This is a genomic window from Roseibaca sp. Y0-43 (genome assembly GCF_020667835.1).
GTDB lineage: Bacteria > Pseudomonadota > Alphaproteobacteria > Rhodobacterales > Rhodobacteraceae > Roseinatronobacter.
In genome coordinates this window covers 170,520-185,471 of sequence record NZ_JAFMPR010000003.1, presented here as the reverse complement: position 1 = coordinate 185,471, position 14,952 = coordinate 170,520, and the positions used below count along the sequence as shown (strand labels likewise).

Genomic DNA, 14,952 nt, shown 5'->3' with positions numbered 1-14,952 from the left:
AACTAACCCGATCCAGCCCTCAGGCAAATATCATCGACGACAGCTTGCGCCGCCCTTTCGCGGCCAGTGGATCATTCGGTTTCAGCGCGTCGAAAATGGTGAAAAGCTGCGCTTTCGCCGCCCCGTCATTCCACTCGCGGTCGCGGCGGAACAGTTCCAGCAGGGTGTCGATCGCGTCCTCGACCTTGCCGCTGGCATAGAGCGCCTGCGCCAGATCGAAACGGGCCTGATGGTTGTCGGGGTCCGCTTCTACAGCCGCCCGCAGATCATCGACCGGCCCGGCGCTTTGCGCTTGCTGGGCCAGCGCCAGCTTGGCGCGTGCGGCATCCACCTCGGGGGCGCTTGCAATCGCGGCGGGGACATTGGCAAGCAGCGCCTCTGCCTGATCCAGATTGCCCGCCGCGATCTGCGCGCGGGCCAGCCCGCCAAAGGCGCGGGCGTTTTCGGGTTCTTCCGCCAGCACGGCGGCGAAAACCTGCGCGGCATCGGCGGCGGCCCCTTCGTCCAGCATGGTATCGGCTTCGTCCAGCGCCGCGCCCAGACCGTCATCGCCGGCCATGGCGGCCAGCTTGCCAACGAATTCCTTCAGCGCAGACGCAGGCTGCGCGCCTTGGAACCCGTCAACCGGCTGGCCCTGAAAGAAGGCGTAGACGGTCGGGATGGATTGCACCCGCAACTGCCCGGCCACGGCCTGGTTTTCATCCACGTTGACCTTGACCATGCGCACCTTGCCGCGTGCGGCCTTGACCTCTGCTTCCAGCGCCGGGCCAAGCTGCTTGCATGGCCCGCACCACGGTGCCCAGAAGTCGACGATGACCGGCACGTCCCGGCTGGCCTCGATCACATCGGCCATGAAATTCTGGTCGGTCGTGTCCTTGATGATGTCGTCACCCGCGCCGCTGGCGCCTTGCCCAAATTCCAGCATCTTGGTCCTCTTGGTCCGATAAATCTGCGTTTGTGCATATATGGGCGCGCCCGGCCCGAAACGAAAGGGCGCTTACAGGTCGAAACTGGCAAAAACCGGCGCGTGATCGGATGGCTGATCCCACCCGCGCGCGTCGCGCAAGATCCGAGAGCCGTGGCCCGCCGCCGCAATATCGCCGCTGGCCCAGATATGGTCTAGACGGCGGCCCTTGTCGGCGGCATCCCAGTCGCGGGCGCGGTAGGACCACCACGAATAAAGCTGGCCCTCGGGAATATCGGCGCGGGTCACATCCACCCAGCCGCCCGCCTCTTGGGCGTTGCCCAGATGCTCAACCTCTATCGGCGTGTGCGAGACGACTTTCAGAAGCTGCTTGTGCGACCAGACATCATCCTCGCGCGGGGCGATGTTCAGATCGCCCACAAGGATCGACCGCTCTGGCCGGTTCGCGCCGAAATAGTCGCGCATCTCTGTCAGCGTATCCAGCTTGTGGCCGAATTTCTCGTTCACCTCGCGGTCAGGCACATCGCCGCCCGCCGGAATGTAGCAGTTGTGAATGGTCACGCCATTTTCCAGCGTGGCCGCGACATGGCGCGCATCCCCCTTGCCGCACCAGTCTATGTGGCCCGCATCCTGCAACGGGATGCGCGACAGGATCGCCACGCCGTTATACCCCTTTTGCCCGCGCGCGGCCCAATGGCCGTAGCCCATGGCGGCGAACAGATCGAACGGGATCTTCTCGACCGGGGATTTGCACTCTTGCAGGCACAACACATCGGGCGCTTCTTCGGCCAGCAGTTTCTGCACCAGCCCCGCGCGCAGGCGGACAGAGTTGATATTCCATGTGGCAAGCGTGAAGGGCATCCGGGTCTCTCCTTGGTCTGGCCCTTACATGCACGCCCGCGCCCAAGGCGGCAAGGGCACGGATTGATACATCTGGACAAGCGCGGCCCGTTTCTGGTTTGATCGCGGCAACGGTTTCGCGCCATGGCACCCGCGCGAAATGCGATAAGGGAGGAACGGGATGCCAAGCCAGCCAACCCCAGACCTGTCGCCGCAGGTCTCGGACGAGGTCCGCAAAACCACCTGCTACATGTGCGCCTGCCGCTGCGGGATCAACGTGCATATGAAAGGCGGGCGCGTGGCCTATATCGAAGGCAACCGCGACCACCCGGTGAACAGGGGCGTTCTATGCGCCAAAGGCAGCGCCGGGATCATGCAGCACAATTCCCCCGCGCGGCTGCGTGCACCGCTAAAGCGGGTCGGCCCGCGCGGGTCGGGCAAGTTTCGCGAAATCACCTGGGAAGAGGCGCTGCAAACCGCGGTCGACTGGCTGAAACCCCTGCGCGATACCGCGCCCGAAAAGCTGGCCTTCTTCACAGGGCGCGACCAGTCGCAAAGCTTTACCGGGTGGTGGGCGCAAGCCTTTGGCACGCCCAACTGGGCCGCGCATGGGGGCTTTTGCAGCGTCAACATGGCGGCGGCGGGCATCTACACGATGGGCGGCGCGTTCTGGGAATTCGGCCAGCCCGATTGGGACCGCACCAAGCTGTTCATCCTGTTCGGCGTGGCCGAAGACCATGACAGCAACCCAATCAAGATGGGTCTGGGCAAGCTGAAGGCGCGCGGCGCGCGGGTCATTGGCGTGAACCCCATCCGGTCGGGCTATAACGCGATTGCCGATGACTGGGTCAGCATCACTCCGGGCACGGACGGGCTGTTCATCCTGTCGCTGGTGCATGAGCTGTTGCGCGCGGGCAAGATCGACCTTGGGTATCTGGTGCGATACACGAACGCACCCTACTTGGTGAACGCGGCTGACGGGCCGGAAAAAGGGCTGTTTCTGCGCGATGACGCGGGCAAACCCATGGTGCGCGACCGTGCCACGGGACAGGCGGTGGCTTGGGACACGCCCGGCATCTCGCCCGACCTTGGCGCGGGAGTCGAAATCGGCGGCGTCAGCCACCTGCCCGTCTTTCGCCATTTGGCCGACCGCTACCTTGCGCCCGAATATGCGCCGGAACAGGTGTCGGACCGCTGCGGCGTCCCCGCCGTCCGTATCCGCGCCATTGCCGCCGAAATCGCACGTGTCGCGTTTGACGAAGAGATCACCATCGACCAGCCATGGACCGATTTTCGCGGGGTGAAGCATGACAAGATGGTCGGCCGCCCCGTGACCATGCACGCCATGCGCGGAATTTCGGCCCATTCCAACGGCTTCCAGACCGCCCGCGCGCTGCATATGCTGCAAATCCTGATCGGGTCGGTCGAAACGCCGGGCGGTTTCCGCTTCAAACCGCCCTACCCCAAACCGCCAGAGGCGCACCCCCGCCCCCATGCGGGCCACAACCCCGGCCAACCGCTGGACGGGCCGCATTTGGGCTATCCGCTGGGGCCGGAGCATCTGCTGCTGGATGACGCGGGCCAGCCCAAGCGAATTGACAAGGCGTTTTCGTGGGACGCGCCCATGTCCGCCCATGGGCTGATGCACATGGTCATCTCGAATGCCCATGCGGGCGATCCCTACCCCATCGACACGCTGTTCCTGTATATGGCGAACATGGCGTGGAACTCGTCCATGAACACAAGCGCGGTCATGGACATGCTGACCGACCAGAACGAGGACGGCAGCTATAAAATCCCGCGTATCATCTATTCCGATGCCTATAGTTCCGAAATGGTCGCCTTTGCCGATCTGGTCCTGCCCGACACGACCTATCTGGAACGGCACGATTGTATCTCCCTCCTCGACCGCCCGATTTGCGAAGCCGATGCGCTGGCGGATTCCATCCGCTGGCCCGTGGTTGCGCCTGACCGCGACGTGCGCCCCTTCCAGACCACGCTGCTGGAGCTTGGCGCACGGCTCGGCCTGCCCGGCATGGTCCGCGAGGATGGCAGCGCTGCATACAAGGACTACGCCGATTACATCACGACCCACGAACGCCGCCCCGGTGTGGGGCCGCTGGCGGGGTTTCGCGGGAATGGCGACGGCAAGGGGCGTGGCGCGCCCAACCCCGACCAGATCGCGCGCTATATCGAAAACGGCGGTTTCTGGATCGACCATATCCCGGCAGAGGCGCAGTTCTATAAGCCTTGGAACGCCGCCTATCAGGATTGGGCCGTGGAGCGCGGTATCTATGACAGCCCGCAGCCTTATGTGTTCAACCTATATTCCGAACCCATGCGCAAATTCCAACTGGCCGCCGAGGGGCATGGCGACCGTCAGCCACCCGACCATCTGCGCGCACGCCTGCGCGAAACGATGGACCCGCTGCCAATCTGGTATCCGACCTTCACAGATGCGGCCACTGACCCGGATGAATTTCCCCTGCACGCCCTGACCCAACGCCCCATGGCGCATTACCATTCATGGGGCAGCCAGAATGCGTGGCTGCGCCAGATCCATGGGCACACGCCGCTTTATGTCTCGGGCGAGATTTGGGCAAAGCATGGGTTCCAACCGGGCGATTGGGCCATCCTCACATCGCCCCATGGCCGCATTACCCTGCCAGTGTTGCGGATGGATGCGCTGAACGGGCGCACCGTCTGGACATGGAACGCCGTCGCCAAACGGCGCGGCGCTTGGGCGCTGGATGAACAAGCGCCAGAGGCCACCAAGTCACAGCTTCTGAACCATCTGATTCATGAGCTTCTGCCGCCCAAGGGCGACGGGCTGCGCTGGGCCAATTCCGACCCGGTCACGGGACAAGCCGCCTGGTATGACCTGCGCGTGCGGATCGAAAAGGCACCGGCGGGGCAATCGCTGGCCTATCCCGACACGGGCCAGCAAGACAGCCCCGTGCCGCCCGCGCCGCGCAATCTGGCACATCAGGTTTAGGGGCAGGACATGACCACGCTTCCCACCAAGACAGACCGCAAGCTGGGGCTTGTCATCGACCTCGATACCTGCGTCGGCTGTCATGCTTGCGTCATTTCCTGCAAGGGCTGGAACACGCAGAATTATGGCGCGCCGCTATCCGACATGGATGCCTATGGCGCGGAGCCCGAAGGCACCTTCCTGAACCGCGTTCACAGTTTCGAGGTGACGCGCGAGCAAGCGCCGCCGATGGTGGTGCATTTCCCGAAATCCTGCCTGCATTGCGACAACGCGCCTTGCGTCACCGTCTGCCCCACGGGGGCCAGCTACAAACGCACCGAGGACGGGATCGTTCTGGTCAATGAAAGCGCCTGTATCGGCTGTGGGCTATGCGCCTGGGCCTGTCCCTACGGCGCGCGCGAGATGGATGGCGCGGAAAAGGTGATGAAGAAATGCACCCTCTGCGTGGACCGCATTTATAACGAGAACCTGCCAGAGGAAGACCGCGAACCCGCTTGCGTGCGCACCTGCCCGGCGGGCGCGCGCCACTTTGGCGACCTGTCGGACCCCGACAGCGATGTGTCACAACTCGTGGCCGCGCGCGAGGGCTTCGACCTGATGCCGGAACAAGGCACCCAGCCCGTGAACAAATACCTGCCGCCGCGCGCCCGCGACAGCCTTGATATGCCCGACCTTGCCAGCCTGTGCGACCCCGCGCCAGAGGCGACAGGCTTCCTCGGCTGGCTGGACCGCGCGTTGGAGAAGCTCTGAATGCATCCCGCCCCGTCGCTGATCCTCTTCACCACGCTCTCTGGTCTTGGCTTCGGCCTGCTGGCGTGGCTGGGCTTTGGGCTGAAAGCCCCCACGGGCTTTGCCGCCATCGTTTTCTTTGGCTTGGGCTACGCGCTGGCAGGCATTGGGCTGCTCGCCGCCGCCTTTCACCTTGGCCACCCCGAACGCGCGCTTCTGGCGTTTACGCAATGGCGCAGTTCTTGGCTGTCACGAGAGGCGGTTTTGTCCGCCGCCACGCTGGCCGTCATGGCCCCCCATGCCGCCGCATCGGCATTTTGGGGCACGCCGCTGCCCGTGCTGGGTTGGCTGGGCGGTCTGCTGGCACTGGCCACGATCCTTGCCACCGCGATGATCTACGCGCAAATCCGCGCCGTGCCGCGCTGGCACCATTGGTCCACCCCGCCGGTGTTCCTGCTGGCGGCGCTGGCGGGTGGCGCGCTTTTGGCCGCGAAACTGACGGCTGCTCTGTGGCTGATGCTGGCCTTGTCGCTCGCCATGGTCGCGCATTGGGTTGCAGGCGACCGGCGCTTCGCAGGGTCCGGCAGCGACGCGGGCACGGCCACGGGCCTTGGCAAGATCGGCAAGGTGCGCCTGTTGGAACCACCCCATTCCGGCCGCAACTACCTGCTGCGCGAGATGGTGCATGTCGTGGGCCGCAAACACGCGCACAAGCTGCGGCTGATCGCGTTGGGCCTTGGGGCGCTCGGCCCCGCGTTTCTGTTGATGCTGCCCGCCAGCTACCTGACCGCGCTTCTGGCGCTGGTTCTGCACATGACCGGAATGCTGGCCCAGCGCTGGCTGTTCTTTGCCGAAGCGGAACATGTCGTGGGCCTTTACTACGGGCGATGACAGGATGGCCCTTGCGTGTTACCCTTCGCCCCAAACGAGTGCGCAAGGAGTAAGCGACATGAGCCTTCTGAAATCCCTGACCGACACCGTTCTGAACGCCGCCGGCCAAAAGGCCGGGCTGCTGGAACAGGTCATGCAAAACCCCAAGCTGATGGAAGGCGTCATGGGCCTGTTGTCGAAAGACAGCCAAGTGGGCGGAATGCAAGGCTTGCTTGCGCAGTTCCAGCAGGCTGGCTTGGGCGATGCGGTGCAAAGCTGGTTGGGCGATGGCGCGAACAAACCCGTGGCCGGGTCCGACATCGAACAGGCGCTGGGCGGCGATGTGCTGCAACAACTGGCCGATCAGGCGAACATGGCCCCGTCCGAAGCATCGAGCGTGCTGTCGCAAGCCCTGCCCGCCATGATCGACAAGCTTAGCCCGCAGGGGCAGGCGCAGGACATGGATTTCGGGTCGCTGCAATCCATGCTGGGCGGGTTCCTGAAGGGCAAACTCTGATCCGATTGGCGGTTTTCAGCGCCGCGCGAAAGCCTTAGACTTTGGCCCAACGGGCCGAAGTCAGGAACATCAGGATGGCAAAACCGATCATGCAGCGATTGCAGGCGCAGGGCGTGCGCCTGACCGACCAGCGCCGCACCATTGCCGCCGTTCTGGAAGATGCCGACGACCACCCCGATGTCGAGGAACTGCACGCCCGCGCCAATGCCCGCGATGCGCGTATTTCGCTGGCGACCGTGTATCGCACCGTCAAACTGTTTGAAGAAGCGGGCATTCTGGATCGCGTGGAATTCGGCGATGGCCGCGCCCGGTTCGAGGACAGCCAGCGCGCCCATCATGACCACCTGATCGACATGGACACGGGCGAGGTGATCGAATTCATCGACCCAGAGATCGAGGCGCTGCAAGAAAAGATCGCCCGCCGCCTTGGCTATAGGCTGGAAGGGCACCGGCTGGAATTGCTGGGCCGCAAGATCAAGGACTAGTCACGCGCCCGCGACAACCGCTCGGTGCGCGATTCCAGCCGGTCGGCCACCTCTAGCCGTGCCGGATGATCCAACCGCTCCAGCCGGGTGACAAGCTGGCCCTCCAGCCGGTCGCCCATGTCCAGAAGGCGCGCTTGCGCCACGTCCAGCCCGGCGCGGAAGCGGTCCGCGTCGAAGGTCTCGGCGCGCAATGCTTCCAGCAGATCGGCGCGGGCGGCGCGCAGCTCGGCATGGCCACGGCTGCCGCGAAACGCCTCGCGCCCGTCGCGGCGCATGTCACGGCGGGCATCGTCCGGCAATGCACCGATCGCGGCCCGCATAAGGCTGCCATCGGGCGTGCCGCGCAGGACCATGCCGCCGATCATGCCCACCATCACAAGGTTCAGCGTGACCGATCCGACCAGCGCCCATGTCTTCCAACGGCCCGGCTTTTTCGCTGCTTCCGTCATTCCTAGAACCCCATTTCCAACGGATCGCCCACGCCCAGAAGCGGGGTCGTCACCTGGTCGAACACGCTAAGCGCACCGTCCATCCAGACCGGCACATCATATAGTGACAGCGGCATGACCATGCCGATATAGACGCCAGCCAACGCCGCCCCCAGACCGCCGGCAACCGACGGCATGGCCCAGCCAGCAGTCCATGCCTTGATCCGGGCACCCCAGCCCGGCGCGGGCTTGGGCAGCGCGGATGCAGCATCGGCCAGGATACGCGCGCGCAAGGCGTCGGGCAGGTCGCTGTCTTGCCCGGCGGCAAAGAACAGGTCCAGATCGTCGTCAGATGTCGTCCGCGTCATATCCCAACTCCTCTTTTCGGCCGCTCAGAAGCGCGGTCAACTTGCGTTTGCCCCGTGCGGTCAGGCTTTCGACCGCTTCCACACCCACCATCAGGATGGCGGCAATTTCCGGGTTCGACAGCCCCTCTATATGCCGCAGGATCACCGCCTCGCGCTGCCGCTCTGGCAGTTGCGCAAGGGCTGCATCCAAGGCCCGCGCGCGGGCGTCCTGCATCAGCCGGGCATCTGCGCCAAGGGCACCATCGGGCAGATCGGGCATCTCCGGCTCTGTCGGTCTGCGCCGCCGCAGCCGGTCGGTGCACAGGTTGCGCGCCACCCGGAAGGCCCAGGTCGAGGGCTTGGCATGGCCCGCGTCCCAGTCCGGCGCGATCCGCCAAAGCCGAAGCATCGTGTCTTGGGTCACGTCCTCGGCCTCGGACCGGTCGGCCAGCATCCGGGTGGCGAAACGCAACAGGCGCGGGGCCAACAGGTCGGTCAGCGCCTGCGCCGCGCGCAGGTCGCCTTGCGCAAAGCGCGCCAACAACTCGGCCTCGTCCTGTTCCGACAGCACCTGTCACCCTTTCACCGGGCGAGGCGAAACGCCCCGCCCGCATGGTCCATGTTTAGTGGCGGCCCCAACCGCGTTCACCGCGCTCGCCACCTTTGCCGCGCTTTTGCATCCGCTCGGCCATCTGGTCGGTGAAGGCCGCGTATTCCTCGGCATCGACCACACCATCGTCATTGGCGTCAACCCGGTCGAACATGCGTTGCCCGCGTTCGCCCATTTGGGCGGCGCGCTCGGCCATACGTTCGGCGCGTTTGGCTTCCATCTCGGCGCGGCGCGCCTCGGCGAAGGCTTGCAGGTCTTCCAGCGTCACCTGCCCGTTACCGTCGCGGTCCAGCTCTTCGAAACTGGGCAGGGCACGCGGACCCATATCGCCATTGCCACGGGCATAGGCCGCACCCGCGCCCAGCGCGATGGTCAGGGCCAGGGCGGAAAGAATGGTCTTTTTCATGGTCGGTCTCCGTTTGCGATCGCGGCCTCTTGTGCCGCCTTGTATCTGTTGAACGCGGCAGCCGGGCGGTTCCGTCGCAAAAACGGGCAGGGGATCGGTGCATTCTTGCGACACGCTGCCGCAAAATCGGTATTGCAGGTGCTTTTTTAGACCAACGGCTCTATGTCAGGTAAATCGCACAGGAGCGCGCCCATGACCCTTTCGCAGATCGACACAATCGAAGAAGACCGCCCGCTTGGCCAAGCCTTGCTGCGCGGTATTCGCTGCAAATGCCCGGCTTGTGGTGCCGCGCCCATGCTGCGCGCGTATCTGTCGGTGCGCGATTGCTGCCCCGCCTGCGGCGAGGATCTGAGCCATCAGCGCGCCGATGACGGCCCCGCCTATCTGACCATGCTCATCACGCTGAAAACCGTGGTGCCGCTGATGGTCTATGTCATGTTTAACTATGACATGAACCCAACGCTTCTGTTTTCATTGTCGGCGCTGTTGCTGGTGGCGATGACCCTCTTTCTTCTTCCCCGGTTCAAGGGCATGATCGTTGCGTTCCAATGGGCGAAACGTATGCACGGGTTCGGGGATGAGCGCGATCATTGACAAAACAGCCATCCGCGACGCGGCCACGATCATCTTGCTGCGGCAGGGGGCTGATGGGCCGTCGGTTCTGATGGGCCAGCGCGGCGCGACTGCCGCGTTCATGCCCGACAAGTTCGTCTTTCCCGGCGGCGCGCTCGATGCGACCGATGCCGAGGTGCCGATCACCATGCCGGAACCGTGCCGCGCGCGCATGGCCCAAGGGCACGCGAACCCCGACGCTTTGGCCGCCGCCGCCATTCGTGAAATGTGGGAAGAAACCGGGCTGATGATGGGCCTGCCCGGTGACTGGCCCAACCCGCCCGCCGATTGGGCGGGCTTCGCCGCGCATGGGCTGCGCCCGAACGCGGGCGGCTTGCGCTTCATCTTTCGCGCAATCACGCCACCGGGCCGCCCCCGGCGTTTCGATGCCCGCTTCTTCCTGGCCGATGCGGGCGCGATCATGGGCGATCTGGACGATTTCTCGGCCGCTTGCGAGGAGCTGTCGCACCTGCACTGGGTGCCACTTGCCGACGCGCGCAAGCTGAACCTGCCCTTCATCACAGAGGTGGTGCTGGCCGAAGTGCAGGCCATCGCCACGGGCAAGGACCGCCCTGACGCGGTGCCCTTCTACGACAATTCGACGGGTGTTTCGGCGTTTCGGCGGATTGCCTGAGCCGTTGGACGAAAAAAGTCCGGGCAGATCATGCCCGGACCAGTCCAACAGGGAGGAACTCTGCGCCATGACCCCGGCGCAGGAGGGATTTGAAGAACAATCGCCCGATTAGCCTATCATTATTCACGATTCGGGCAACAATAAGACTGTCACAGCCCCGTCACGAAGCCAGACGATACCCGCCCGATTCCGTCAGCAGCAGCGACACGTTCGAGGGGTCCGGCTCTATCTTCTGGCGCAAACGGTAGATATGCGTCTCCAGCGTATGGGTCGTGACGCCCGCGTTATAGCCCCAGACCTCGTGCAGCAGCACATCGCGCGGCACCACGCCTTCGGGCGCGCGATACAGGAATTTCAGGATGTTGGTCTCTTTCTCGGTCAGACGGATCTTGCGGTCCTTCTCATCGACCAGCATTTTCTGCGCGGGCTTGAACATATACGGCCCAAGCTGGAACACCGCGTTCTCCGACTGCTCGTGCTGGCGCAGCTGGGCGCGCAGGCGGGCCAGCAGAATGGGCAGCTTGAACGGCTTGGTGATGTAGTCATTCGCACCCGAATCCAGCCCGAGGATGGTGTCGGCATCCGAATCATGCCCCGTCAGCATGACCACGGGCGATTTGAACCCGGCCTTGCGCATCCGCTTGCACAGCTCGCGCCCATCGGTGTCGGGCAGGCCCACATCCAGCACGGCCAGGTCGAACTGGCCCGCGCGCACCTGTTCCATCGCGGCGGCGCCGTCTGCGGCTTCGAACACGTCGAATTCCTCTGTGGCCAGCAATTGCTCGGCCAGTGCTTCGCGCAGATCGTCGTCGTCATCCACCAGTAGAATGCGGTTCAGCTTGGGCATGGACAAAACTCCTTTTCGCGTGTGCTTATTGCGCATGTCGGGCGCAGGCGCGGGGCTGCAACAATTGCTACAGCCAGGTCACGCGGATGTGTCGCCAGCGCAGGTTTTGTTTCAAATCTCGCCACGCAGCGACTATGTGTCGGGAAAGGAAAACGGGTCTGGCATGGCATTCGGGCTGACATTGGTGGAACGGATCAACCGCGCGCGGGCCGATTTGCGGCTGGGCGTGCCGATTGTTCTGACCGGGCCAGAGGGCCGCGCGCTGGTCATGGCGGCTGAGACCGCTACGCCCGAACGGCTGGACGCCATGCGCGCCCCCGGCCTTGTTCTGGCCCTGACCCGCCACCGGGCAGAGACGCTGAAAGCCCGCCCCTATGACGGCGATCTGGCCCGGATCGTGGTGCCCAAAGATGCCGATCTGGCATGGCTGCGCGCCATGGCCGACCCGGCCGATGACCTGCGCCACCCTATGAAAGGGCCGTTCCAATCCATGCGCGAAGGGTCAGCCGATCTTCACCGCACGGCGCTGGCGCTTGTGAAAACCGCGCAGCTTTTGCCCGCCGCGCTGGTTCTGGATGCGCCCGACCTGCCCGACAGCTTGGGCCTGACAAACCTGCCGCTGGAACCGCTGGCCGCAGAGCTTGCCCGCGCCAGCACCATGGCCCCGGTCATCAACGCGCGCCTGCCCATGGTCGCGTCAGAGGCGGGCCGCGTGCATATCTTCCGACCCCGTGACGGAGGCGAGGAACATTACGCGATCGAGATCGGCCAGCCCGACCGCGCGAAACCCGTGCTGGCGCGGCTGCATTCGGCCTGCTTTACGGGCGATGTGCTGGGTAGCCTGAAATGCGATTGCGGCCCGCAACTGAACGCGGCTTTGGCGCAGATGGGGGCAGAGGGCGCGGGCGTGCTGCTCTACCTGAACCAGGAAGGGCGCGGCATTGGCCTTGCCAACAAGATGCGCGCCTATTCGCTGCAAGACCAAGGCTTCGATACCGTCGAGGCAAACCACCGCCTAGGGTTCGAGGATGACGAGCGCGATTTCCGCATCGGCGCGGGGCTGTTGCGGCAGATGGGGTTCAGAGATGTGCGCCTGCTGACCAACAACCCCCGCAAGGTCGATATGCTGAACGCCCACGGCCTGAACGTGGTCGAACGCGTGCCCCTGCGCGTGGGCGAAACCGCGCAAAACGCGGCCTATCTGGCCACCAAAGCCGCGAAATCGGGGCACTTGCTGTGACCCGCTTCGACATGGTCCTGACCCGCCAAGGCCTGCGCTTCATGGGGCGGCTTTACCCCTGCACCATCGGGCGCGGCGGGGTGCGCAGCGACAAGCGCGAGGGCGACGGGGCCACGCCCGTGGGTGTGCACCGTCTGGTCGGTATGCTCTACCGTCCCGACCGCATGGCCCGGCCCGCCGATTGGGCGCTGCCCATCGGCCCGCGCGACCTGTGGTCGGATGACCCGAGACACGAGGATTACAACCTCATGGTGCGCGCGCCCTACCCCCACAGCCACGAGCGATTGCGCCGCGCTGACCCGATGTATGACCTTGTCATCATCACCGACTGGAACTGGCCGCGTGCTGAACGCGGGCGCGGCTCTGCCATTTTCATCCACCAATGGCGCGGACCGGGGCAGCCCACGGCTGGCTGCATCGGCCTGTCGCGCGCCGACCTGCGGGCCATTGCGCCGCGCATCCGGTATCAAACCCGGCTGATCGTTCCAGACAGCTTGGCCGACTAAGCCAATGTCATAAAACCTTCACTGGACTGGGCCAGATATTTCCTGCATTCAGGAAATATGGAACAGTTTGATGCGATCCGCGCCTTTGCAACCCTTGGCCAGACCGGCCGTCTGTCGGTCTTTCGCCTGCTCATGCGCTTTGCGCCCCAAGGGGTGCGCCCGACGGAAATCGCGCAGGCGCTTGCGCTCAAGCCCAACACGCTGTCGCATTACCTGTCCGACCTGACCGCCTGCGGGCTTGTCAGTCAGACCCGCGAAGGTCGCTCGCTATACTACGCGGTCGACATCACGCGCGCCCGCCAGCTCATCGACTACCTCACGCTCGATCTGGGCCGCGCCCGCCCGGATCTTCTGCCCGATCACAAAGCCAGCTTGCCCATGACCGATACACCTTTCCACGTGCTTTTCATCTGCTCGGGCAATTCCGCCCGCTCCATCTTTGCCGAAGCGCTCTTGCGCGATCTGGGCCAGGGCCGCTTCATCGCCCATTCGGCAGGCCTGCACCCCAATTCGCGGCTCAACCCCTTCGCGCTCGATGTGCTGGCGCGCAACGGCCATGCCACGGACAGGATGCGCTCCAAGCACATCTCGGAATTCCAGACGCCCGACGCCCCGGTTATGGATTTCGTCTTTACCGTTTGCGACACGTCCGCAGCAGAGGAATGCCCGCCATGGCCCGGCCAACCCCTGACCGGCCATTGGGGTCTGCCTGACCCGGTCAAGGCGACCGGCACCGATGCCGAAAAGGCCCTCGTCTTCGCCCGCACCTATGGCGCGCTGCGCCGCCGGATCGCGGCTTTTGTCGAATTGCCCTTCGCCAGCCTGTCGCGCCTGTCACTTCAAACCCGCCTCGACCAGATCGGCCAGACCGCAGACCAAAAGGACCAAGCCCAATGACCAGTATCGCCCTGAACGGCCTTGGCCGCATCGGCAAACTCGCGCTGCGCGACCTGATCGACACGGGCGCGGGTGGCGAGATCGTCCTCCTGAACGACCCGGAAGGCTGCGCCGAACAACACGCGCTTCTGGTGGAATTCGACAGCGTGCACGGTCGCTGGCCCACCCCGGTCAGCCATGGCGCGGACAGCCTGACCTTGGGCGACAAAACCATCCGCCTGACGCATGAGAAAACAATCGACGCGCTACCGCTGGCAGAGCTTGGCGTCGATCTGGTCATCGACTGCACCGGCGTCTTCAAGACCGACGCCAAGCTTGCCCCCTATTTCAACGCGGGCGTGCAGAAGGTCGTGGTCAGCGCCCCCGTCAAGGATGGCGGCGCGCTCAACCTTGTCTATGGCGTGAACCAGCACCTCTACGACCCGGCAGAGCACCGCATCATCACGGCGGCAAGCTGCACCACCAATTGCCTCGCCCCCGTGGTCAAGGTCATCCACGAAGCGCTAGGCATCAAGCACGGCTCGATCACCACCATCCATGACGTGACCAATACCCAGACCATGGTCGACCGCCCCGCCAAGGACATGCGCCGCGCGCGCTCGGCGCTGACGAACCTCATCCCCACGACCACCGGCAGCGCGACCGCGATCACGCTCATCTACCCCGAACTCAAGGGTCGGCTGAACGGCCATGCCGTGCGCGTGCCCCTGTTGAACGCCTCGCTCACCGATTGCGTGTTCGAACTCGAACGCCCCACCACGGTCGAAGAGGTGAACAGCCTGCTCAAAGCCGCCGCCGATGGCCCCCTGAACGGCATCCTCGGCTATGAATCGCGCCCCCTCGTCTCGTCCGACTACCTCAACGACCCGCGCTCTTCCATTGTCGACGCGGCATCCACCATGGTTGTGAACGGCACGCAGGTGAAACTCTACGCATGGTATGACAATGAATGGGGCTATGCCTGCCGCCTTGCCGACATCACCCGCATGGTCGCCCAAAGCCTCTGACCCATTCATCCTTGAAAAAATATCCTGGGGGAGTCGCGGCACCGCCGCGACGGGGGC

At 64.5% G+C, this 14,952-nt stretch carries 18 protein-coding genes; 11 read left to right on the top strand and 7 right to left on the bottom strand.

What is annotated here, in order from left to right; all coding sequences use genetic code 11:
- Positions 1 to 19 precede the first annotated feature (19 nt).
- Positions 20 to 925: a thioredoxin gene (gene trxA, locus J1C52_RS05080; protein ID WP_227426844.1), complete on the bottom strand. Its 906-nt coding sequence runs from the start codon at positions 923 to 925 to the stop codon at positions 20 to 22.
- A gap of 72 nt (positions 926 to 997) precedes the next feature.
- Positions 998 to 1,786 carry an exodeoxyribonuclease III gene (locus J1C52_RS05075; RefSeq protein ID WP_227426843.1) on the bottom strand — a complete coding sequence of 263 codons (789 nt, stop codon included), beginning with the start codon at positions 1,784 to 1,786 and terminating at the stop codon, positions 998 to 1,000.
- 160 nt (positions 1,787 to 1,946) lie between these two features.
- On the opposite strand from J1C52_RS05075, the gene J1C52_RS05070 reads away from it, so the two are divergent.
- From J1C52_RS05070 to J1C52_RS05050, 5 genes are all read left to right on the top strand, one after another.
- The gene (locus tag J1C52_RS05070; protein WP_227426842.1) at positions 1,947 to 4,760 is read left to right on the top strand and encodes a molybdopterin-dependent oxidoreductase; all 2,814 of its coding nucleotides are present in this window, start codon (positions 1,947 to 1,949) and stop codon (positions 4,758 to 4,760) included.
- A 9-nt stretch (positions 4,761 to 4,769) separates the two neighbouring features.
- Positions 4,770 to 5,510, top strand: coding sequence for a 4Fe-4S dicluster domain-containing protein (locus J1C52_RS05065; RefSeq protein ID WP_227426841.1), 741 nt, complete (start codon positions 4,770 to 4,772; stop codon positions 5,508 to 5,510).
- The gene (locus J1C52_RS05060) at positions 5,511 to 6,380 is read left to right on the top strand and encodes a dimethyl sulfoxide reductase anchor subunit family protein (RefSeq protein WP_227426840.1); all 870 of its coding nucleotides are present in this window, start codon (positions 5,511 to 5,513) and stop codon (positions 6,378 to 6,380) included. It begins immediately after the preceding gene.
- Between the two features lie 58 nt (positions 6,381 to 6,438).
- Positions 6,439 to 6,876, top strand: coding sequence for a YidB family protein (locus tag J1C52_RS05055; RefSeq protein ID WP_227426839.1), 438 nt, complete (start codon positions 6,439 to 6,441; stop codon positions 6,874 to 6,876).
- Between the two features lie 74 nt (positions 6,877 to 6,950).
- The gene (locus J1C52_RS05050; RefSeq protein ID WP_227426838.1) at positions 6,951 to 7,361 is read left to right on the top strand and encodes a Fur family transcriptional regulator; all 411 of its coding nucleotides are present in this window, start codon (positions 6,951 to 6,953) and stop codon (positions 7,359 to 7,361) included.
- On the opposite strand, the gene J1C52_RS05045 is transcribed toward J1C52_RS05050, so the two are convergent.
- Genes J1C52_RS05045 through J1C52_RS05030 form a run of 4 tightly spaced genes read right to left on the bottom strand, consistent with a single transcriptional unit; the run spans position 7,358 to position 9,152 of the window.
- Positions 7,358 to 7,810 (bottom strand): periplasmic heavy metal sensor, encoded by a 453-nt coding sequence (locus tag J1C52_RS05045; RefSeq protein ID WP_227426837.1) that lies wholly within the window; start codon positions 7,808 to 7,810, stop codon positions 7,358 to 7,360. The genes J1C52_RS05050 and J1C52_RS05045 overlap by 4 nt on opposite strands.
- Positions 7,811 to 7,812: 2 nt before the next feature.
- The gene (locus J1C52_RS05040) at positions 7,813 to 8,157 is read right to left on the bottom strand and encodes a hypothetical protein (protein WP_227426836.1); all 345 of its coding nucleotides are present in this window, start codon (positions 8,155 to 8,157) and stop codon (positions 7,813 to 7,815) included.
- Positions 8,138 to 8,707 (bottom strand): RNA polymerase sigma factor, encoded by a 570-nt coding sequence (locus tag J1C52_RS05035; RefSeq protein WP_227426835.1) that lies wholly within the window; start codon positions 8,705 to 8,707, stop codon positions 8,138 to 8,140. Before J1C52_RS05035 ends, J1C52_RS05040 begins: the two co-directional genes overlap by 20 nt.
- Before the next feature lie 52 nt (positions 8,708 to 8,759).
- Positions 8,760 to 9,152 (bottom strand): EF-hand domain-containing protein, encoded by a 393-nt coding sequence (locus J1C52_RS05030; protein ID WP_227426834.1) that lies wholly within the window; start codon positions 9,150 to 9,152, stop codon positions 8,760 to 8,762.
- Between the two features lie 192 nt (positions 9,153 to 9,344).
- Here J1C52_RS05030 and J1C52_RS05025 point away from each other — a divergent pair, with 192 nt between their 5' ends.
- The gene (locus J1C52_RS05025) at positions 9,345 to 9,746 is read left to right on the top strand and encodes a DUF983 domain-containing protein (RefSeq protein ID WP_227426833.1); all 402 of its coding nucleotides are present in this window, start codon (positions 9,345 to 9,347) and stop codon (positions 9,744 to 9,746) included.
- A complete protein-coding gene (locus tag J1C52_RS05020) occupies positions 9,730 to 10,398 on the top strand; it encodes an NUDIX hydrolase (RefSeq protein WP_227426832.1) in 669 nt (222 codons plus the stop codon). The genes J1C52_RS05025 and J1C52_RS05020 overlap by 17 nt, the downstream gene beginning before the upstream one ends.
- Before the next feature lie 160 nt (positions 10,399 to 10,558).
- Here J1C52_RS05020 and J1C52_RS05015 read toward each other — a convergent pair whose 3' ends face one another.
- Entirely contained in the window at positions 10,559 to 11,245 is a 687-nt protein-coding gene (locus J1C52_RS05015; protein ID WP_227426831.1) for a response regulator transcription factor, read from the bottom strand.
- A 163-nt stretch (positions 11,246 to 11,408) separates the two neighbouring features.
- On the opposite strand from J1C52_RS05015, the gene ribA reads away from it, so the two are divergent.
- From ribA to J1C52_RS04995, 4 genes are read left to right on the top strand one after another with little or no spacing between them, the layout of a single operon-like run.
- Complete coding sequence (gene ribA, locus J1C52_RS05010; protein ID WP_227426830.1) at positions 11,409 to 12,485, top strand: GTP cyclohydrolase II; 1,077 nt, start codon at positions 11,409 to 11,411, stop codon at positions 12,483 to 12,485.
- Positions 12,482 to 12,991, top strand: coding sequence for a L,D-transpeptidase family protein (locus J1C52_RS05005; RefSeq protein ID WP_227426829.1), 510 nt, complete (start codon positions 12,482 to 12,484; stop codon positions 12,989 to 12,991). Before ribA ends, J1C52_RS05005 begins: the two co-directional genes overlap by 4 nt.
- Before the next feature lie 57 nt (positions 12,992 to 13,048).
- Complete coding sequence (locus tag J1C52_RS05000) at positions 13,049 to 13,888, top strand: helix-turn-helix domain-containing protein (RefSeq protein ID WP_227426828.1); 840 nt, start codon at positions 13,049 to 13,051, stop codon at positions 13,886 to 13,888.
- Positions 13,885 to 14,895, top strand: coding sequence for an ArsJ-associated glyceraldehyde-3-phosphate dehydrogenase (locus J1C52_RS04995; RefSeq protein ID WP_227426827.1), 1,011 nt, complete (start codon positions 13,885 to 13,887; stop codon positions 14,893 to 14,895). Before J1C52_RS05000 ends, J1C52_RS04995 begins: the two co-directional genes overlap by 4 nt.
- Positions 14,896 to 14,952: the final 57 nt, after the last annotated feature.